Origin of the sequence: Paenibacillus sp. Soil750, from assembly GCF_001428045.1 — a bacterium.
Taxonomy (GTDB): Bacteria; Bacillota; Bacilli; order Paenibacillales; family NBRC-103111; genus Paenibacillus_E; species Paenibacillus_E allorhizoplanae.
Genome location: NZ_LMSD01000002.1, coordinates 37,440 through 56,224, shown reverse-complemented (window position 1 = coordinate 56,224; position 18,785 = coordinate 37,440). Strand labels below are relative to the sequence as shown.

Annotated in this window: 22 protein-coding genes; all 22 read left to right on the top strand. The window is 43.7% G+C overall.

The features are described 5' to 3' along the window. Positions 1–114 precede the first annotated feature (114 nt). The 22 genes from rsgA to ASL11_RS03415 all read left to right on the top strand — a co-directional run bounded on the left by rsgA (position 115) and on the right by ASL11_RS03415 (position 18,785). Positions 115–1,179: a ribosome small subunit-dependent GTPase A gene (gene rsgA / locus ASL11_RS03515; RefSeq protein WP_056609747.1), complete on the top strand. Its 1,065-nt coding sequence runs from the start codon at positions 115–117 to the stop codon at positions 1,177–1,179. A 90-nt stretch (positions 1,180–1,269) separates the two neighbouring features. Continuing rightward, entirely contained in the window at positions 1,270–1,620 is a 351-nt protein-coding gene (locus ASL11_RS03510; protein ID WP_056609744.1) for a histidine triad nucleotide-binding protein, read from the top strand. Between the two features lie 114 nt (positions 1,621–1,734). Further along, entirely contained in the window at positions 1,735–1,908 is a 174-nt protein-coding gene (rpsU, locus tag ASL11_RS03505) for a 30S ribosomal protein S21 (RefSeq protein WP_028558020.1), read from the top strand. Between the two features lie 8 nt (positions 1,909–1,916). Then, the gene (locus tag ASL11_RS03500; RefSeq protein ID WP_056609742.1) at positions 1,917–2,360 is read left to right on the top strand and encodes a GatB/YqeY domain-containing protein; all 444 of its coding nucleotides are present in this window, start codon (positions 1,917–1,919) and stop codon (positions 2,358–2,360) included. Between the two features lie 162 nt (positions 2,361–2,522). Further along, positions 2,523–3,188 (top strand): NfeD family protein, encoded by a 666-nt coding sequence (locus tag ASL11_RS03495; RefSeq protein ID WP_056609740.1) that lies wholly within the window; start codon positions 2,523–2,525, stop codon positions 3,186–3,188. A gap of 14 nt (positions 3,189–3,202) precedes the next feature. After that, complete coding sequence (gene floA, locus ASL11_RS03490) at positions 3,203–4,192, top strand: flotillin-like protein FloA (protein ID WP_216626290.1); 990 nt, start codon at positions 3,203–3,205, stop codon at positions 4,190–4,192. An 18-nt stretch (positions 4,193–4,210) separates the two neighbouring features. Next, a complete protein-coding gene (locus ASL11_RS03485; RefSeq protein WP_056609738.1) occupies positions 4,211–4,675 on the top strand; it encodes a hypothetical protein in 465 nt (154 codons plus the stop codon). A 155-nt stretch (positions 4,676–4,830) separates the two neighbouring features. Further along, positions 4,831–5,109, top strand: coding sequence for a sporulation protein YqfC (gene yqfC / locus ASL11_RS03480; RefSeq protein ID WP_056609736.1), 279 nt, complete (start codon positions 4,831–4,833; stop codon positions 5,107–5,109). Between the two features lie 37 nt (positions 5,110–5,146). Further along, positions 5,147–6,340 (top strand): sporulation protein YqfD, encoded by a 1,194-nt coding sequence (yqfD, locus tag ASL11_RS03475; protein WP_056609734.1) that lies wholly within the window; start codon positions 5,147–5,149, stop codon positions 6,338–6,340. Between the two features lie 7 nt (positions 6,341–6,347). Next, on the top strand, positions 6,348–7,313 hold the full coding sequence (locus ASL11_RS03470; RefSeq protein ID WP_056609732.1) for a PhoH family protein: 966 nt from the start codon (positions 6,348–6,350) through the stop codon (positions 7,311–7,313). Positions 7,314–7,353: 40 nt separating this feature from the next. Then, the gene (locus tag ASL11_RS03465; RefSeq protein WP_056609731.1) at positions 7,354–9,582 is read left to right on the top strand and encodes an HD family phosphohydrolase; all 2,229 of its coding nucleotides are present in this window, start codon (positions 7,354–7,356) and stop codon (positions 9,580–9,582) included. Between the two features lie 18 nt (positions 9,583–9,600). After that, complete coding sequence (gene ybeY / locus ASL11_RS03460; protein WP_056609729.1) at positions 9,601–10,137, top strand: rRNA maturation RNase YbeY; 537 nt, start codon at positions 9,601–9,603, stop codon at positions 10,135–10,137. Further along, a complete protein-coding gene (locus ASL11_RS03455) occupies positions 10,137–10,841 on the top strand; it encodes a diacylglycerol kinase (protein ID WP_056609727.1) in 705 nt (234 codons plus the stop codon). The genes ybeY and ASL11_RS03455 overlap by 1 nt, the downstream gene beginning before the upstream one ends. Before the next feature lie 33 nt (positions 10,842–10,874). Further along, positions 10,875–11,288, top strand: a complete 414-nt coding sequence (cdd, locus tag ASL11_RS03450; RefSeq protein ID WP_056609726.1) for a cytidine deaminase — start codon at positions 10,875–10,877, stop codon at positions 11,286–11,288. 6 nt (positions 11,289–11,294) lie between these two features. Then, positions 11,295–12,194, top strand: a complete 900-nt coding sequence (gene era / locus ASL11_RS03445) for a GTPase Era (protein WP_056609724.1) — start codon at positions 11,295–11,297, stop codon at positions 12,192–12,194. A gap of 93 nt (positions 12,195–12,287) precedes the next feature. Further along, positions 12,288–12,440 (top strand): YqzL family protein, encoded by a 153-nt coding sequence (locus ASL11_RS35580; protein WP_082593664.1) that lies wholly within the window; start codon positions 12,288–12,290, stop codon positions 12,438–12,440. A 48-nt stretch (positions 12,441–12,488) separates the two neighbouring features. Continuing rightward, positions 12,489–13,238: a DNA repair protein RecO gene (gene recO, locus ASL11_RS03440; RefSeq protein ID WP_056609722.1), complete on the top strand. Its 750-nt coding sequence runs from the start codon at positions 12,489–12,491 to the stop codon at positions 13,236–13,238. Between the two features lie 177 nt (positions 13,239–13,415). Next, a complete protein-coding gene (locus tag ASL11_RS03435; RefSeq protein ID WP_056609721.1) occupies positions 13,416–14,228 on the top strand; it encodes a pyruvate, water dikinase regulatory protein in 813 nt (270 codons plus the stop codon). A gap of 91 nt (positions 14,229–14,319) precedes the next feature. Next, positions 14,320–14,784, top strand: a complete 465-nt coding sequence (locus tag ASL11_RS03430; RefSeq protein ID WP_082593666.1) for a YaiI/YqxD family protein — start codon at positions 14,320–14,322, stop codon at positions 14,782–14,784. A 48-nt stretch (positions 14,785–14,832) separates the two neighbouring features. After that, a complete protein-coding gene (gene dnaG, locus ASL11_RS03425) occupies positions 14,833–16,680 on the top strand; it encodes a DNA primase (RefSeq protein ID WP_056609719.1) in 1,848 nt (615 codons plus the stop codon). Between the two features lie 37 nt (positions 16,681–16,717). Next, positions 16,718–17,833 carry an RNA polymerase sigma factor RpoD gene (gene rpoD, locus ASL11_RS03420; RefSeq protein ID WP_028558036.1) on the top strand — a complete coding sequence of 372 codons (1,116 nt, stop codon included), beginning with the start codon at positions 16,718–16,720 and terminating at the stop codon, positions 17,831–17,833. Positions 17,834–17,954: 121 nt separating this feature from the next. After that, entirely contained in the window at positions 17,955–18,785 is an 831-nt protein-coding gene (locus ASL11_RS03415; protein WP_056609717.1) for a hypothetical protein, read from the top strand.

The window sequence follows — 18,785 nt, the reverse complement described above, 5'->3', positions numbered from 1 at the left end:
CGGTGTCAAAAAGGATCCGCGGATTAAATAATCTAACTCATTCTTTCCCGTGTGGAACTCTTCAGCTCGGTATATACTTCACCTTAGAACACCTTGAGAGGATGAAATAACCACTTGAATAAAGCAGATTTAGGATGGCATGTAAGTTTCGAAAAAGCCTTTGAACCCTATCTTAACGAAGAAGGATTTGTCGCAGGTCGCGTCTCCTTAGAACATAAACATATGTATCGCGTTCAGACGGAAGTTGGCGAAGTGTTGGCTGAAGTTTCTGGCAAAATGCGTCATCAAGCGCTACATCGCGAAGATTACCCTGCGGTAGGGGATTGGGTCGTGATATCGCTACGTGAAGGCGAGCAGCGTGCCGTGATTCATGCCGTGCTTCCTCGTCGAAGTAAGTTTTCCCGTAAAGTGGCTGGACAAGTCACGGAAGAGCAAATTGTTGCAACTAATGTAGATACCGTATTTCTGGTAAATGCGTTAAATCAAGATTTTAATGTTCGCCGCATTGAGCGTTACTTAGTCTTAGCATGGGAGAGTGGCGCTAATCCTGTCATCGTATTAAGCAAGGCTGATCTATGCGCGAACCCAGACGAGTTGGCGGCTGAAGTGGCCGCTGTTGCCATTGGCGTACCCATTCACATTATTAGTTCTGCCGAGAATCGTGGCTTAGATGAACTTGCTGGCTATATGACTCGCGGACAGACAGTTGCGCTGCTAGGGTCGTCAGGGGTAGGGAAATCAACCTTGGTGAACCGTATTTATGGCCGAGATATACTGAACACGGGAGATATTCGATCAGGTGATGACAAAGGAAAGCATACGACAACGCACCGTGAGCTGATTTTATTGCCAGATGGCGGTATTCTAATCGATACCCCAGGGATGAGAGAGCTGCAGCTTTGGAGTGCTTCTGAGGGATTGAGTACATCCTTCCAGGATATTGAGGAATACGCGGAGCATTGCTTCTTTCAAGATTGTAAGCATGAGAATGAACCCAAATGTGCGGTGAAATCCGCGTTGGACTCGGGAGCTTTGGCCGCGGAGCGTTTTCAGAATTATGTGAAATTACAGAAGGAACTGGCTTATTTGGCTCGCAAGGAGGACAAAGGACTTCAAGCAGCCGAAAAAGCTAAATGGAAGAAGATCCATCAATCCCTCAAGAGTCAACCTCATCGGTAACTCCGATAAGATTTGGATTGGATTTTTTGAGCGCTTTCCGATAAACTTAAAGGTAAGTAGGATAACACTGTCGGGAGGACGAATGGATCAATGAGTGATTGTATTTTTTGTAAAATCATTGCAGGGGATCTTCCCTCTAAGAAAGTCTATGAAGATGATCAGATTCTAGCTTTTCATGATATTCAGCCAGCGGCACCGATTCACGTCCTTATTATTCCGAAGAAACACTTTGCTTCTTTAGCGGCGGGACAGCCAGAAGATTGGGTAATCGTGGGGCAAATGCAGCGTGTAGCTGCTGAGATTGCTAGAGAGCTAGAGGTAGAAGATTCCGGTTATCGTGTGATCACGAACATTGGAGCAAACGCTGGTCAAATTGTTCATCATTTGCATTATCATTTGATGGCAGGTGCTAGATTGGCACCGCTTGGGGTTCATAACTAATCTTTCTAGTAGGAAAGATCAGTTTTGCGATTGACACCCTAATTACTATCACCTATAATGAGATTTGATGAACCGTTTTGTCTTAGATGGTCTGTTCGGAGGGAGGGAAAACTGTTGTCAGAAACTCGAGTTCGTAAGAACGAAACTATAGATGCTGCACTTCGTCGCTTTAAGCGTTCCATCGCTAAGGATGGCGTTCTTGCAGAAGTTAAGAAACGTAAGCATTATGACAAGCCTAGCGTTAAGCGCAAGCTTAAATCTGAGGCTGCTCGTAAAAGAAAGTTCTAGGAGGCAACATGAGCTTAAGCGATCGATTGAACGAAGATATGAAACAAGCGATGAAGAGTCGGGACAAGTTTAAGCTCTCTGTAATTCGAATGGTACGTTCTACGATTAAGAATTCTGAGATTGATCTGAAAAGACCCTTAGACGACAATGAAGTGCTTGATGTTCTAACTCGTGAGATCAAACAGCGTAAGGATTCCCTCCAAGAATTTAGCAAGGCAGGTCGTGACGATCTAGCCGACAACCTGAAGGCGGAACTTGTTATTCTAGCTGAGTACATGCCGCAACAGCTTTCTGAGGAAGAAGTGAAAGCCATTGTACAGCAGACCATCCAGCAAATTGGTGCTTCTTCCAAAGCGGATATGGGCAAAGTGATGACGGCATTGATGCCTCAGGTTAAAGGACGCGCTGATGGTAAACTAATCAATCAGTTAGTTCAACAATTATTAGGTTAATACCAAATATGTTTCGTGAAGACCAAGTGGATTATTCCATTTGGTCTTTTTTCTACATGATCAGAAGCTTTTTCAAAATTTCTACTAATTTCCGAAACAGTTCATAAGTTAATACGTACATACCTATTGAGTAGGAAGTTTGAAGGGAAGGAGTGAACGACGATGTTTCTCGATAATCTATCCGCGTTTCTGACTCACCCTGTGACAGGTACTGTATTATTGATGGTTGGAATTATTGGTATAGCGCTGGAGCTGCTTTTTTTCAGTAGTGGATTGTTGGCTTTGGCGGGGGTTGCTGGCTTTAGTTTATATTTCTTAGGTTTTTACTTAGCTGGCTTTGCGAGTTTTGGAGACTTAGCCGTCTTGGGACTTGGTTTGGTTCTCTTGATTTTAGAATTGGTTGTGCCAAGTTTCGGTATTCTAAGTGTTCTAGGGGCGATTTGCCTATTCGGCGGTGTGCTGATGGCTTCTTCAGATCCTAAGGAAGCAGCGTTCATGTTAGTTATTGCATTGCTAGTCGCCATTGTGGTTGTCATTGCAGCAATTAGAACGTTTAAACATCGCGGCGTTTGGAACCGTTTCATTCTCAAGGAGCAGCTAACCACGAGCAAGGGTTTTACATCGAGCCCAGATCGATCTAATTTAGTTGGTTTGACGGGGGAAGCCATAACGCCATTGCGACCTGCAGGTACGGCGTTGATTCAAGGAGAACGTGTTGATGTTGTCACGCATGGTAGTTTTATTTCCGTAAATAAAGCAATTATCGTTGTGGAAGTTGAAGGGGTTCGTGTTGTGGTGAAAGCCGCGGATGACCAACCTAATCATTAGGAGGATACAAACAAATGACGATTGAACCAGGCTTATACTTAGTGCTGCTTGCGGCCATCATTATCATCGTGTTATCGATTTTACTAAGTGTTGTACCAGTTATGCTATGGATATCTGCGCTGGCTTCCGGTGTAAGAATCAGCATTATTACCTTGATTGCTATGAGACTACGTCGGGTTACCCCAAGTCGTATTGTGAACCCAATGATTAAAGCAACGAAAGCCGGGATTGATCTTAGTGTCAATCAATTGGAAAGTCACTACCTAGCTGGAGGTAATGTTGACCGAGTTGTGAATGCATTAATTGCTGCACATCGTGCCAAAATTCATTTGGAGTTTGAGCGCGCGGCGGCCATTGACTTGGCGGGTCGTGATGTGTTGTTAGCTGTTCAGATGAGTGTAAATCCGCGTGTTATTGAAACGCCGAATGTTTCAGCCGTCGCGAAGAACGGTATTGAAGTAAAGGTTATTGCGAGAGTTACGGTTCGTGCGAACATTGATCGACTCGTAGGTGGAGCCGGCGAAGAGACAATTATTGCCCGTGTCGGAGAGGGGATCGTGACAACCGTAGGTTCCAGTGAATCTCATAAGGATGTCCTAGAAAATCCAGACATGATCTCACGTACTGTTTTAGGTAAAGGCTTGGATGCGGGAACAGCTTTTGAAATTCTGTCTATTGATATTGCGGATGTGGATGTTGGTAAAAATATTGGTGCTCATTTGCAAACAGAGCAAGCGGAGGCAGACAAACGTATTGCTCAGGCGAAAGCAGAGGAACGCCGCGCAATGGCCGTTGCAGCAGAACAGGAAATGAAAGCACGAGTTGTTGAAATGCGTGCTAAGGTTGTTGAGTCAGAGTCACAAGTACCTCTTGCCATGGCTGAAGCTCTGCGAAATGGTCAATTAGGCGTTATGGATTACATGAATCTCAAAAATATTGAATCCGATACGCAAATGCGTTCCTCTTTAGGTAAAGTAAACGATGGAAAAAATGAAAAAGAATAAGGTTTGTGAGGTGATCAAATGGAACAGCTTATCGCATTTTTATTTAAGAACTGGTATTTGGTCATTATAGCGTTAACCTTCTTCTATCAAATACAAAGCAGACGCAAGCGAGCTGAGCAGAGTGCGCAAAGGAAGGGGATGCCGACCTTTGGTAACGGCCCAAGCGACGCTAGAAGGCCTGCAGAAGCGAAGAAAGTACAACCAGGTCATATGGCTCCGTCTAGTCGTCCAGAGCGCACACGAGACGAATTTAATCAGTCTGGGCTTGGTAAAACAACCGCAACTGCTCAGAAGCAGAAGCCCTCACCCTTCACGCCACAAGTGGTGAAAAGTGGAACCCCAGCGAGTTCGCCCATCTATGCAGATGAGATCTCAACAGCAAGCCAATTTCCAGATCAACCGAATCGGGATCAAGTTCTTCAAGGTGTTGTTTGGGCAGAGATATTAGGCCCGCCACGCGCCAAAAAGCCCTACCGTCGATGACGACCATTTCATGAACGTCCACTTGCTAATGCGAGGAGACGTTTTTTTTTATGCCTCTTTTTCATAAAAGCGGCTACCGTCGCATAATTTGGTAGAAAGTCTATGCGCCTTTTCTGCATTCTTGATCTTCTAGTTAGAGGGGGTACTGCCCAGCTATGCGTCGCTTGACCCGCAAATGGAACCAGTTCACGGCCAAGATCCTTGATCTTCCCCAAGATGTTGTACAGGATTTGCCGCGAATCACGATGATCGGCAACGTACAGCTTTATGTTGAGAACCACCGGGGCGTACTGCATTTTTCCAGTGAGATTCTGAAGCTGGAGTTAGCGAAAGGAACGCTGGAAGTATGCGGCCAACAATTGGTCATAAGAGCGATTCTTTCAGAAGAGGTATTCATTGAAGGCATCATCGATCATGTGAAATATATGCCTTAATGTAGTGGTAGTGCGAATGAGAACTGGAGGCTGAGTCATGAAACAATCCCTATTCATTGCCCGTTTGCGTGGCTATGTACGCATACAAATTAGAGGCAAGGACTGCGAAAGGTTGATTCGTCCCATGGTGGAGGGGGGCTTCTCCATTTGGGATATTCAAACTGGCAAAGATGGGAAGCTGGAGCTGTACATCCTTATCAAAGATTTCTTCCGACTTCGGCCGCTTTTGAAACGGACAGGCTGCAGAATGCATGTGGTAGAGCGGTTTGGGCTGCCATTTTTTATGGATAAAATTGGACGGAGAAAAGTATTATTTGGCGGCATTGCTGCTTTCATTATTAGTCTCTATGTGCTCACGTCTTTGGTGTGGCAAGTGAGTGTGGACGGCAATGACCGTATTGCATCGTCTGACATTTTGCAGGCCGCATCCAAGCAAGGCATACATAAGTTTCAGTGGAAATTTAAGTTGGACAAGACCGAGGATCTCTCACGGGCTATTCAGCAGCAATTGCCTAGTGCAGCGTGGGTTGGTGTCGAAATTCGAGGAACGCACATCACAATAAAGGTTGTTGAGGCGACCATCCCAGGAAAAGGTCCATTGAAAAATCCGCGAAACATTGTGGCTTCCAAAAGTGCGCTCGTAACGGAAATACAATCGGTAAAGGGAAAGCCGATGGTTAAACCGAATACCTATGTCCGCAAAGGGGCTGTTTTGATCTCGGGTACGATTGGCGACGAGCAAAATAGTCAAATCGTGGTCGCAGATGGTAAGATAAGAGGAGTGGTCTGGTATACCTCCCGAATTGAAGCTCCGCTTACGAAACAATATAAGGTCTTCACAGGGGAAACAGAACATCGAAGTTATCTTGTAGTAGGTTCAAGAGCGTTACAGCTTACAGGCTATGGGAAGACGGCATTCGAACAATTTGAAACGATACCTGATCGCAAAACACTAGCTTGGCGCTCATTTTCAATCCCTCTAGGCTGGCTGCATGAGAAAATAATGGAGGTACATGTCGTTGAAGAGCCTGTGGAAGCGGCGAACGCTAAAAAGGTGGGTATCGAGCAAGCTAGAGCTAAATTATTGGCCGCTGCAGGCGAGGATGCGAGGATCGTTGGAGAAAAAATTTTGCATGAAAAAACAGAGAATGGTAAAATTTATATAGACGTTCATTTTGAGGTCGAAGAGAATATTGCTGAAGAACAACCAATTGTGACACAAGGAGAATGAGGCCCTGTTGATAGAAAATGCGCAATCTGTAAAAATTACATTGAAAAATCCAAACGAAGGACTAGCTTTGTTTGGTCCGCAGGATAAATTCTTACATGTCATCGAACGAGAAATTGAAGCTCAAATCTTTACGCGCGAAGCCGAAATAACAATTCAGGGCAGAGCTGCGGAAGTGAACTCACTTCAGCAGCTTTTTGAAGTTCTGCTGCAACTGATTCGCAATAATTACACGGTAACTGAGCGTGATGTTCTATATGCCGTTGAGTTAGCGAAGCAAATGAAAGCAGAGCAATTATTGGATCTGTTCAAAGGTGAAATTACATCCACACATAAAGGAAAGCCGATTCGTGTCAAAACGATTGGGCAGAAGAAGTATGTGGACACGATCAAGAAGAAAGATATTGTCTTTGGGATAGGTCCAGCAGGTACAGGTAAGACCTATTTAGCCGTAGTTCTTGCCGTGACGCGATTGAAAGAAGGGGCTGTCAAACGTATTGTTCTCACACGTCCAGCCGTCGAAGCAGGGGAAAGTTTAGGGTTTCTGCCAGGGGACTTACAGGAAAAAGTTGACCCTTATTTACGCCCATTGTATGATGCTCTTAATGACGTCCTTGGGCCTGAGCAAGTTGCGAAGTCACTAGAGCGTGGACTCATCGAAATCGCCCCTTTAGCTTATATGAGAGGGCGTACGTTGGATGATTCCTTCATCATTCTGGATGAGGCACAGAACACGACGCCAGAGCAAATGAAAATGTTCCTAACGAGACTTGGTTTCGGTTCCAAAATGGTCATTACAGGTGATGTGACACAGATTGATTTACCTAGAGGGAAGTCCTCTGGTTTGGTTGAAGCGTCCCGAATTCTAAGTGGTATTGAAGAATTGGGCTTTATTTATTTTGATGAAGGTGATGTTGTACGTCATTCTCTTGTTCAGAAAATAATTGTCGCCTATAACGCTGAAATGAATAAGTAATGATGCTAGGTTGGATAGATAGAGAGGAATGACCTCCGTAATGAAAAATGAAGTGCAAATGAAAGGCAAATTTCATTACCGGCTGAGCGGATGGAAATACAATACTGGCTTAAGAGTACTCTTGTTTCTCATATTGGGATTGATATTCTATGCCACCCTCTATGCTAAGCTCGTTCCACAAGTATTCGATATTACCTTAGGTATGAAGAGTGAGAAGACGATTTACGCACCAGAGCAGATTGAGAACGCTGTCGCGACGGAACAAGCCAAAGAAGACGCTGCAAAGCGCGTTCAGCCTGTCTATAAGATCGTTAATCTCAAAAATGAAGTCATTAGTGATGCTATTTTTGATAAGTTATCTCAGATCAACGCCGATGAAGAAGTGAAGTTCGATGATAAAGTTAGCATTTACCGTCGTGTCATTCCGCAGTTGATTAGTGACCTAACGAATGATGCTATCAAAACATTGCGCAATAGTGGGCAATATAATGATTTGTTACTGGAACAAATCCAACTCGGTCTATCGGATCAGAAATATCCGCTGCCAGAGGAAATTTATTTTAAACTGCCACGGTTGACCAAGGAAGACCTTGCTGACATGCGCCCCGTGACGAAAGAAATCGTGACTAAGCTTATGAATGATCAGATTCTCGACGCACAGACAGCGCGGGCAAAGGTAGCAGAGGTTGTGAATACGTCTACGCTATCGAAGAATACATCCCGTGAGATGGTTACCGAGATTGCCAGAGCGTTGATTACCCCGAATAAATTTTTTGATCAAAAAGGTACCGATGATGCGAAAGGACAAGCTAGGGGCAATATGAAGACCGTGTATATTAATAAGAATGATGTCCTGGTTAAAGCCGGAGATGTCATTACGGAAGAAATATACACGCGGTTGGAAAAGCTGAAGCTGCTAAAGGATAAAGCGAATCATCTGCCTCAGCTCGGTCTTGGCATCCTTTGTGCACTCTTGTCATTTGTGATCTTTATATTTGTTAGACAGAGTAACTTACAGGTCAAATACAATAATTTACAACTGGTTATGCTTGTTCTCATCTTCGTGATGAATATTGCTGGTATGAAAATCATTTCACTGCTCCAGAATTTTGATTATCCATTTATTGGGTATTTGGCTCCGACAGCACTCGGCAGCATCTTGATCGCTATCTTACTGGATGCACCGCTTGCTTTTATTTCATCTGTTTTGTTCTCAATCATTGCAAGTATTATTTTTAATACAGAGCATGATGCGTTATTCGATTTTCGGTTTGGCCTAGTTAGCCTAGTTATTTGTTTTAGCGGTGTCTTTACGATTCAACGTGCAAGTCAGCGTGCGACAATTTTGAAAGCGGGCTTAATGATCGCCTTTTTCTCCATGCTAACGATCACGGCGATGCTGTTGATGGAAGATCACTTTCAACAAAGAGAAGCACTGATGTCCTTGTCTTTCGCTACAGCTGGAGGACTTGTAACAGTCGTTTTCGTCATCGGATTGCTTCCGTTTTTTGAGGCTTCTTTCGGAATTCTGTCTCCGCTTAAGCTGGTAGAGCTTTCAAATCCGAATCATCCACTGCTACGCAAGCTGCTAACGGAAACACCAGGGACGTATCATCACAGCGTGATGGTTGGCAACCTGTCCGAAGCTGCTGCTGAATCCATTGGTGCAGATGGTCTTTTGTGCCGGGTAGGATCGTACTATCATGATATTGGCAAAACCAAGCGGCCTAGCTACTTTATTGAAAATCAAACGAATATCGAGAATCCGCATGATCGTATAGATCCGAATCTGAGCAAGTCCATTATTATTGCGCATCCGCGCGATGGTGTTGATATGCTGAAGGATTATAAAATGCCTAAACCGATCCGCGATATCGCTGAACAGCATCATGGAACAACACTATTGCACTTTTTCTATCATAAAGCGAAGAAGCAAGCTGAAGAAGAGAATAGTGAGAAAGGGATACGTGAAGAAGATTTCCGTTATCCTGGGCCTAAAGCACAATCAAAGGAAGCGGCTATTGTCGGAATTGCAGATAGTGTGGAGGCAGCGGTACGTTCATTACGTAACCCAACCCTCGAACAAATCGATTCCATGGTAACCAAAATTATCAAATCACGGTTGGACGATGGTCAATTCAACGAATGTGACCTCACATTGAAGGAGCTTGATAAGATTGCTAAAACATTGAATGAAACTTTGTTAGGCATCTTCCATTCTCGCATTGAATATCCAAGTGAATTAACGGCTAAGAAGCCAGGAGCATAAGAAGGAGGGCTTATCCCTATGGCAAGTGTAGATTTGACATTAGCATGGAGCAGTGAACAAGAAGAGAAAGAAATCTCGCCTGCGTTCATTGAAAAGCTAGAGGAGCTTCTCAAGCTTGCAGGTGAAATTGAAGGCGTATCAGAAGGTGAGGTTGCCCTCACGTTCGTTGATGATGAGACGATCCAAGATTTGAACAAGCAATACCGCAATTTAGACAAGCCTACAGATGTCCTATCCTTTGCAATGAGTGAATTTGGGGATGACGAGATTCCAATTAACTATGAAGATGATGGTGACGATTCTGAGGGAGAGCTAGAAGAAGGTGAAACCGTATCAGAGGCGTTCATAGAGCCGCTTGGCGATATTATTATTTCCGTACCACGTGCGATTGCGCAAGCGGAAGAGTATGGTCATTCCGTTGAACGTGAACTTGGATTCTTATTTGTCCATGGCTTCTTGCATCTGATTGGTTATGATCACCAGAGTGAAGAAGAAGAGAAAGTGATGTTCGCTAAACAGGAGGACATTTTGCAGAAGGCAGGCTTGACACGCTAATGTCAGGCGGCTTCCGTAAATGGCGCAGAAGCTTTCGGTATGCCTATGAAGGAATCAAATATGCACTAGATACGCAGCGAAATATGAAATTTCATTTTTCCGTTGCGTTTCTTGTGTTATTAGCAGCTCTTTTCATTCATTTATCCAAAACCGATATTTTGTTTATTTTGTTGGCCGTCACACTTATGATTGTCACAGAATTAATTAATACGGCTGTCGAGAAAACGGTGGATCTAGCTATGCCAGACCGCCATCCGCTAGCCAAAATTGCGAAGGACGTCGCCGCGGCGTCCGTATTGGTGTCTGCTATGTTTGCAATCGTTGTCGGTTTAGTTGTCTTCTATGAGCCTGTCGATCGATTGTTAAGGCACGCCAGACTCGAAGAAACACCGATGTCAGCGGGTGCGATATGGATCTTGATAGCATTAGTCATGCTAACAGTTATCGTGATTGAGACAAGGTTCTCGGACAAAGGGAAACTAGTTAGACCAAGTTTATTAACAGCTATCGCCTTTGCGATTGCTACTGTCATATTGGTATTAGTCACCGAAACGATCGCCGCGTTACTTGGGTATACGCTGTCTATTATTATCCTTATTGTCTTGTATGATAAGAAAACAAGGCCTTTCCCAGCACTCTTTTTGGGAGCAATGATTGGTATTGTAGTGACGATCCTCGCTTTTTCCTGCTTAAACATGCTATAACTTAACTATTACTAAATCAAAGGGTGGATGGCTATGAATCCGCAAGAACTCATTGAATTCGCTAAAGAAGCGATGAAGCGAGCCTATACGCCTTATTCTAACTTTCAGGTCGGTGCCGCATTATTGGATGCGAATGGACACGTGCACTTAGGGTGTAATGTCGAAAATGCAGCCTATGGACCGACGAATTGTGCCGAGAGAACTGCGTTATTCCGTGCTATTGCAGATGGGCATCCGAGGGGATCCTTTCAAGCAATCGCGGTAACTGGAGATACGGAAGGGCCGATTTCGCCATGCGGCGTATGTCGACAAGTATTAATTGAATTGTGCGAACCGGAAATGCCTGTTTATTTGAGTAATCTCAAAGGAGCTTTCGTTCAAACGACGGTGGCTGCTTTATTGCCAGGCGCTTTTACAACGAAAGATTTGCACACAAATGGAGGATAAGTAGAAGTGGCCAAAAAAGAATTTAAATCAGGGTTTGTCGCGATTATCGGACGCCCAAATGTCGGGAAATCAACACTAATGAACCAAATTATCGGACAAAAGATTGCGATCATGTCAGATAAGCCTCAAACAACTAGGAATAAGATCCATGGTGTATATACATCGGATAATGGGCAAATTGTATTTCTAGACACACCAGGTATCCATAAACCTACGTCTAAGTTAGGTGATTACATGAGTAAAGTTGCTCATGGGACACTAGGTGAAGTAGATGCTGTATTATTTTTGGTAGACGTTGCAGATGGTATAGGTGGTGGAGACCGTTATATTATCGAGCAGTTAAAGCATATTGAAACGCCAGTAATATTGGTCTTAAATAAAATCGACCTCGTTCAGCCTGAGGCGCTGCTTGCCATTATTACGAATTACAAAGACCTGTATAATTTCGCTGAAATCGTACCTGTGTCTGCGTTGAAAGGGAACAATGTAACGACGCTTCTAGAGCAAATTATTCGCTACTTGCCGGAAGGACCTCAATACTATCCTGCGGACCAAATTACAGATCACCCGGAGCAATTCGTATGTGCGGAGCTTGTACGTGAGAAAATTTTGCATATGACACGGGAAGAAATTCCACACTCTATTGCCGTACAGATTGAAGATATGCGTGTCGAACCGAATGGGATCGTTCATATCTCCGCGGTCATTTTCGTGGAACGTGAGTCGCAAAAAGGAATCGTTATCGGTAAACAAGGTGCGTTGCTGAAGGAAATTGGGCGACAAGCCCGTCGAGATATTGAAACACTTCTAGGCTCCAAAACATTCTTAGAATTATGGGTGAAAGTCAAGAAAGACTGGAGAAATCAAGATAGAGTCCTTCGTGATCTTGGTTTCCGTCACGAGTAATTTTTTTCCTAAGAGTACCAGTTTTTACATCGCATACTGAGGCGCCCAATGCACATCCTATGAACATCACGTTCGATGGGGAGGATGCTGAACATGAAAGATTTTTCGTGGACGTATTTTTCAAAGACCGGTGATGTGGACGCCTATCTGCTGTACAAACAAGTAACGGGAGAACCTGGCATGGATTCGGAAGTGCAAGAAGAGGATCAAAGTAACGAAGAGCCGCTTGATGGTCTGAATATGTGACAGTAAGAATTCATGTATTCAGAGAGCGGCATTCATGGGGGAAGCTATTTGCTGCATAGCGTTGAAGGAATTGTCATTCGTAGTATGGACTACGGAGAAGGCAACAAAATTATTCGTTTATTCACCCCTGAGCTGGGAAAAGTGGGAGTCATGGCTCGCGGTGCGAAGAAACTGAAAAGCAAACATGGCGCCGTTACGCAGCTGTTTACGTACGGCGATTTTGTTTTTTTCAAACAACGAGGTCAGATGGGATCTCTTAACGGGGCCGAAATTATTGAGGCACATCATGCGCTACGAGAAGACTTACATAAATCGGCTTATGCTTCGTATTTAGCAGAGATGACGGATCGCATGCTGGGTGATGAAGAGGGAAATAACTACATATTTGAACAGCTCAAGGCTGGTTTAATGGCAATTGAAGAAAATAAGGACATGCAAATTGTCACCCATTTATATGAAATGAAAATGTTTGATTTAGCTGGCTATTTACCAATAACGGATGCCTGTGTCGCCTGTGGTGAAACTACAGGAATCACGACTTTCGGTCCTAATATGGGTGGTACATTATGTAGTCGGTGTCGGTTTAAAGATCCTTCTGCGATTGCCATTGGTGAAGGAGCGCAGAAACTGCTTAGACTTTTTCCAAGAATGGATATGCGCAGACTGGGATCTGTTCAAGTGAAAGCCGAGACGAAAGAGCAGCTTAAGCAATGCATGCGTGCCTACATGGACGTTCATATTGGTGTACAGTGGAAATCAAGAGGTTTCATTGAACAAATGGAGAAATACAATATTTAAGTGACGATGGATTCAATTGACATGTGTTTCTCCCTTTGATATGATGTGGTGGAAAACACCTCGCCCTTGTGCTGTCCGCATATCGGTGAGGTTTTTCTCATGCTGTCGTTCTGTTCTAATGTTCTTTACATACAAATGCTAGTGTAGGGTCTGTCCCTGCTGAAAGGGGTTAGGAAGATGGAACATCCACAACCTACTCGTGTTTATGTTGTTTCTGATTCTGTGGGTGAAACAGGAGAATCTGTCGTTCGGGCAGCTGCTATGCAATTTCATCCAGTGCCTGTTGAAATCGTACGTGCTCCTTTTATTCACGATTTCGAGGGTATTGATAAAGTGATCAATGGGATTCGAACGCATGGAGGAATCGTTGTATTTACGTTAGTTATCCCCGAGCTGCGTGATGATTTGATTACGAAAGCGAAACAATATGATATTCCCTTTATCGATTTGCTTGGACCCGTTGTGACGACGCTAGGGAAAGCATTACGGCAAGAACCACGTAGACAACCTGGAATGATCCATCCATTGGATGAAGATTATTTCAAGAAGGTTGAAGCCGTTGAATTTGCGGTTAAATATGATGATGGTCGCGATTTTAGCGGCATTCAGAAAGCCGATATCATTCTATTAGGTGTATCGCGTACGTCCAAAACACCATTATCTATGTATTTAGCGCACAAAAGATTGAAAGTGGCGAATGTGCCATTAGTTCCGGAAATGCAGCCGCCTGCAGCCATTTATACTGTGCCAAAGGATAAGATTATTGGGCTGCGTATAGATCCTGATAAGTTAAATGTGATCCGTCAGGAACGACTTCGTACACTTGGTCTTGCAGAAAATGCAACCTATGCGAATGTAGAACGTATTAAAATAGAACTGGATTTTGCTGATAAAATTATGAGTAAAATCGGGTGTGTCATCTTTGATGTATCAAATCGCGCTGTTGAAGAAACAGCCAGTTTAATTATGGATCATATTGAACATATCTAGTAAGCTTTTATGTTCTGGCTTGCAGGATTTTTTGCAAGTCCATCGTATATAATAGTACGGTGAGATTTCTTCTGAAGGCAGGGGCTGTCACTTGAGTGCAAGAAGTATTATCGTTGATGCCGATGCTTGTCCTGTAAAGTCGGAAATCGAACAGGCAGGTAGACAGTTTGGCGTACAAGTTGTTCTAGTTGCTTCATTCGATCATAAGATGAAGGAAAATCCAGGTGTGAAGGTAGTTCAAGTAGATCGTTCCGATCAATCTGTCGATTTATATATTGCCAATCAGATTCGGTCAGGTGATATTCTGGTAACACAAGACTTTGGACTCGCCGCGTTAGGTTTAGCGAAGGGTTCGATTTGTTTGACGAATCGGGGGCAGGAATATACCGATAGTTCGATTGATTATCTGTTGGAACGCCGCCATGCCTCCGCCAAAATGCGAAGAAATGGTAAGCATACGAAAGGGCCAAAACCCTTTACAGAGACGGATCGTAAAAATTTTCTACATGGTTTGACAAATCTTTTAAAAAATTTGCAGGAAATCGAAAACAAGTAGCGAATAGTAATTAGTCGGAAAAGCGACCTGAATTGTAGGTGGATTGAAATGAGGTACGGACGCATACCTGAAGAGGTTATTGAGGCTGTACTGAAGCGCCATGATATCGTAGATGTCATCGGCAGGCACGTACATTTAAGCAAACAAGGGCATTATATGAAGGGATTATGTCCTTTCCACTCGGAGAAAAGTCCTTCGTTTACGGTTACACCAGAGAAACAGATCTATCGTTGCTTTGGTTGCCAGGCGGGCGGGAACTTAATTCGGTTCATTATGGAAATCGAAGGCTTAAGCTTTGCAGAAGCGATCACGAAGCTTGCAGAAGACGCAGATATCCCAATAACTTGGGAAGAAGTATCTGACGAGCAGAATGAGCAACAGCAAGAAAAAGCTACCCTTTTAAAGGCCTATGAATTTGCGGCTAAATTCTATCATTACGTCGTGGGTAATACCGATCAAGGTAAAGCGGCGAAAGGCTATCTAAGCTCTAGAGGAATCTCCGATAAGCTGATTGATACGTTTCAGATTGGTTACGCACCGTTAATGTGGGACACGCTTGTTCAACAATTGGACAAACGAGGATTTGATTTAGCTCTAATGGAAAAGGGCGGCTTGATTTCCGCCAAACATGAAGGTCATGGGTACGTGGACAAATTCCGTGAACGTATCATGTTCCCTATTTGCGACTCTACAGGCAAGGTCATCGCATTTGCTGGCAGAGCCATGGGGGATGCGCAACCCAAATATTTAAATAGTCCCGAATCCATCCTTTTCAATAAAAGCAGAACTTTGTACAATCTACACCTTTCTCGGCCGAATATGCGAAAGCTTCAGCAAGCCGTTATTTTCGAAGGATATGTGGATTTGATCAAAGCATGGGAAGCGGGCATTACTAATGGTGTTGCGACGATGGGCACGGCATTAACCAAAGAGCATGCAACCTTACTGAACCGCAACGCGGATGAAATCGTCATTTGCTATGATGGTGATAATGCAGGACAATCTGCAGCTTTCAAGAGTATTCCTTTATTGGAAGACACCGGAAGCCGAGTCAGTGTTGCGATGCTGCCAGATGGCAAAGATCCTGATGATTATGTTCGTCAATATGGGTTTGACCGATTCGCAAGGGAGATTATTGGAGCTTCCGTGCCATCGATGAAATATAAGCTATTATATATCCGCAAAAATTTTAAATTGCATGAGGACGGTGAACGATTACGTTATCTGCAATCCGCTGTGAAATTAATTAGCCAGTTGCATTCTCCAATGGAACGCGAACATTATCTCAAACAGTTAGCCTCAGAGTTTCCGGATTCTTCTTATGAAGCCATGAAGTTAGATCTCCATGAAATCTTATTACAATCGGAAAAAAACCGACCAGATGGGGATAATAAACCAATTCTGTGGAATAATGTTATGAATAATGGGAGACCAGCGGAACGAACAAAGAAAAAAACGCCCTCGCTACTACCCGCATATCATAATGCAGAGCGTTTGATTTTAGCTGTAATGATGCACGATCGTGACGTATGTGCTCATGTTGAAGCGCAATTGGGTGACCAGTTTAATGTTGAAGCTCACGCAGTCTTAGCTGCTTATTTATATGCTTACTACGCTCAGTATTTAGAGCCCGATGCAAGCCGATACATTGCCATGCTGCAAGACGAACAGCTGGAGAGCTTGGCTAGTTCCATCGTTATGATGGGAGCTGGTCATGGACTAAACGAACAAGTGATTGACGACTATATTCGCCAAATTCGCAAAGTTCCAATGCAAGAAGAAGTTGAACGAAAGAAAGAAGAACAAGCTCGCGCAGTACGCGAGGGAGACCATCTTAGAGCTGCACAAATTGCAATTGAAATTATTGCCCTAGAAAAACGGTTGAAGTCATCTTAGCTAAACTGATATGACTAGGGAGGAGGGAGTCCGTACCATGGCGAATGATCAGCGTACAGAATTAGAGACAGAATTGACCCTGGACCAGGTGAAAGACCAACTTATAGAGCAGGGGAAAAAACGGTCCTCACTAACTTACAAGGATATCATGGAGAAATTAGCTCCCTTCGATCAGGATCCTGAGCAAATCGATGAGTTCTTTGAACAACTTTCCGAGCAAGGTATTGATGTGGGGAATGAATCGGACGAAGATTCGATGAATCCGGAAGAAAATGAGCGCGATGAATTTAACTTCGATGATGATCTGGCTTTGCCGCCGGGGATTAAAATTAATGATCCAGTTCGGATGTATTTGAAAGAAATTGGTCGCGTACCGCTTCTTTCCGCGGAAGACGAAGTGGGGTTGGCAAAACGTATTGAAAATGGGGATGAGGAAGCGAAGCGTCGTTTAGCAGAAGCTAACCTTCGACTCGTTGTAAGTATTGCCAAACGTTATGTAGGTCGCGGTATGCTGTTCCTTGATTTGATTCAAGAAGGTAATATGGGTCTTATTAAGGCTGTGGAGAAGTTCGACCATACCAAAGGTTACAAATTCAGTACCTATGCGACCTGGTGGATTCGTCAAGCGATTACTCGTGCCATTGCGGATCAAGCGAGAACGATTCGGATTCCGGTACATATGGTTGAAACGATTAACAAATTGATTCGTGTATCTCGTCAATTGCTGCAAGAATTGGGGCGCGAACCTACGCCAGAAGAAATTGCTAAAGAGATGGATTTAAGCACGGATAAAGTTCGTGAAATCATGAAAATTGCACAAGAGCCTGTTTCTTTAGAAACACCGATCGGTGAAGAAGATGATTCACACTTAGGGGATTTTATCGAGGATCAAGAGGCGCTAGCGCCAGCGGATGCAGCGGCATACGAACTTCTGAAAGAACAGCTTGAAGACGTGCTGGATACGTTAACTGAAAGAGAAGAGAATGTGCTTCGCTTGCGTTTCGGACTTGATGACGGACGTACAAGAACATTAGAAGAAGTCGGTAAAGTATTCGGAGTTACAAGGGAACGGATCCGTCAGATTGAAGCAAAAGCTTTGCGGAAATTAAGACATCCAAGCCGTAGCAAACGTTTGAAGGACTTTTTGGAATAAAATCGCTTGGAGTGGGCCCTGCCAAATTCGGCGGGGTCTTTTTTTGCGGTTTTCAATAAAAAATTTACTAAAATCTGAGCATTGAATCACCGATAAAGTAGCTAGGAAGGTGAGCGAATAGATGGATGCTGAGAGAAGAAAAGTAATAGTAAGAGAAATCGATCATTGGCGCCGGAGCAAATTGCTTCCCGAGCATTATTGCGATTTTCTAATGAATTTGTATGTGGATGATATGACCCCTAAACCTGCTTCACTTTTAGGTGTTTCGGCTACGGCTGTAACAAACAGTAATTGGAAAATATGGTTGTTCGCATTAGCGGTAATTGCCGCTCTTGCCTTATCTGCTCTTAATTTTAACTCTTTTGGATTGCCAATGCAAATTGGTATTTCCACACTTTTTGTCATCATTTGTTATGCCGTCGCATACAGACAATTTAGTCGTACGCCTGTCATTGCCTATGTTTTGTGCGGCATAGCATCTATTGCTATGTTACTTTTGGGGCTACATATAATGGATTTGTCGGGTATTCACACGTCAACTACGTATATTGGTTATTTGGCATTTTGCAGTTGTATTTGGTTATTTAATGGTTTGATTGGTCGAATGGCGATTTTCCAAATTTGTGGATGGCTAGGGCTTGTAGGGACTTATAGTTGGTTGTTGATGCAAAAATTAGAGCATCCTGCTTGGTTTTCATTAGAATTAAGCTGGGTTCCTGTGAGTGTTGTACTCATATGGATGGCTTGGCTTGCGCATCACACGAATAAACAAGCGGCAAGCGTGCTCATGCTAGTAGGGGGCTTGGTTTGGTTTATTCCTGAGGCGATGACCTTCCTTGTAGATATAGAAATGAGCTCGCGTCTCATTCAAATATCATTTACGGCCAAATTAGTTTCGGTAGGCGTAGCATTATTTTTGCTGCGAAAAAAATGGGTAGAGTGGGTAATGTAG

Coding starts and splice junctions, on each gene's coding strand:
- cdd (WP_056609726.1), top strand. CDS start 10,875: ATGAATCCGCAAGAACTCATTGAATTCGCTAAAGAAGCGATGAAGCGA.
- ASL11_RS03485 (WP_056609738.1), top strand. CDS start 4,211: ATGGAACAGCTTATCGCATTTTTATTTAAGAACTGGTATTTGGTCATT.
- rpoD (WP_028558036.1), top strand. CDS start 16,718: ATGGCGAATGATCAGCGTACAGAATTAGAGACAGAATTGACCCTGGAC.
- ybeY (WP_056609729.1), top strand. CDS start 9,601: ATGGCAAGTGTAGATTTGACATTAGCATGGAGCAGTGAACAAGAAGAG.
- ASL11_RS03495 (WP_056609740.1), top strand. CDS start 2,523: ATGTTTCTCGATAATCTATCCGCGTTTCTGACTCACCCTGTGACAGGT.
- ASL11_RS03465 (WP_056609731.1), top strand. CDS start 7,354: ATGAAAAATGAAGTGCAAATGAAAGGCAAATTTCATTACCGGCTGAGC.
- yqfD (WP_056609734.1), top strand. CDS start 5,147: ATGAAACAATCCCTATTCATTGCCCGTTTGCGTGGCTATGTACGCATA.
- ASL11_RS35580 (WP_082593664.1), top strand. CDS start 12,288: ATGAAAGATTTTTCGTGGACGTATTTTTCAAAGACCGGTGATGTGGAC.
- ASL11_RS03510 (WP_056609744.1), top strand. CDS start 1,270: ATGAGTGATTGTATTTTTTGTAAAATCATTGCAGGGGATCTTCCCTCT.
- ASL11_RS03455 (WP_056609727.1), top strand. CDS start 10,137: ATGTCAGGCGGCTTCCGTAAATGGCGCAGAAGCTTTCGGTATGCCTAT.
- floA (WP_216626290.1), top strand. CDS start 3,203: ATGACGATTGAACCAGGCTTATACTTAGTGCTGCTTGCGGCCATCATT.
- yqfC (WP_056609736.1), top strand. CDS start 4,831: ATGCGTCGCTTGACCCGCAAATGGAACCAGTTCACGGCCAAGATCCTT.
- ASL11_RS03415 (WP_056609717.1), top strand. CDS start 17,955: ATGGATGCTGAGAGAAGAAAAGTAATAGTAAGAGAAATCGATCATTGG.
- dnaG (WP_056609719.1), top strand. CDS start 14,833: ATGAGGTACGGACGCATACCTGAAGAGGTTATTGAGGCTGTACTGAAG.
- ASL11_RS03500 (WP_056609742.1), top strand. CDS start 1,917: ATGAGCTTAAGCGATCGATTGAACGAAGATATGAAACAAGCGATGAAG.
- ASL11_RS03435 (WP_056609721.1), top strand. CDS start 13,416: ATGGAACATCCACAACCTACTCGTGTTTATGTTGTTTCTGATTCTGTG.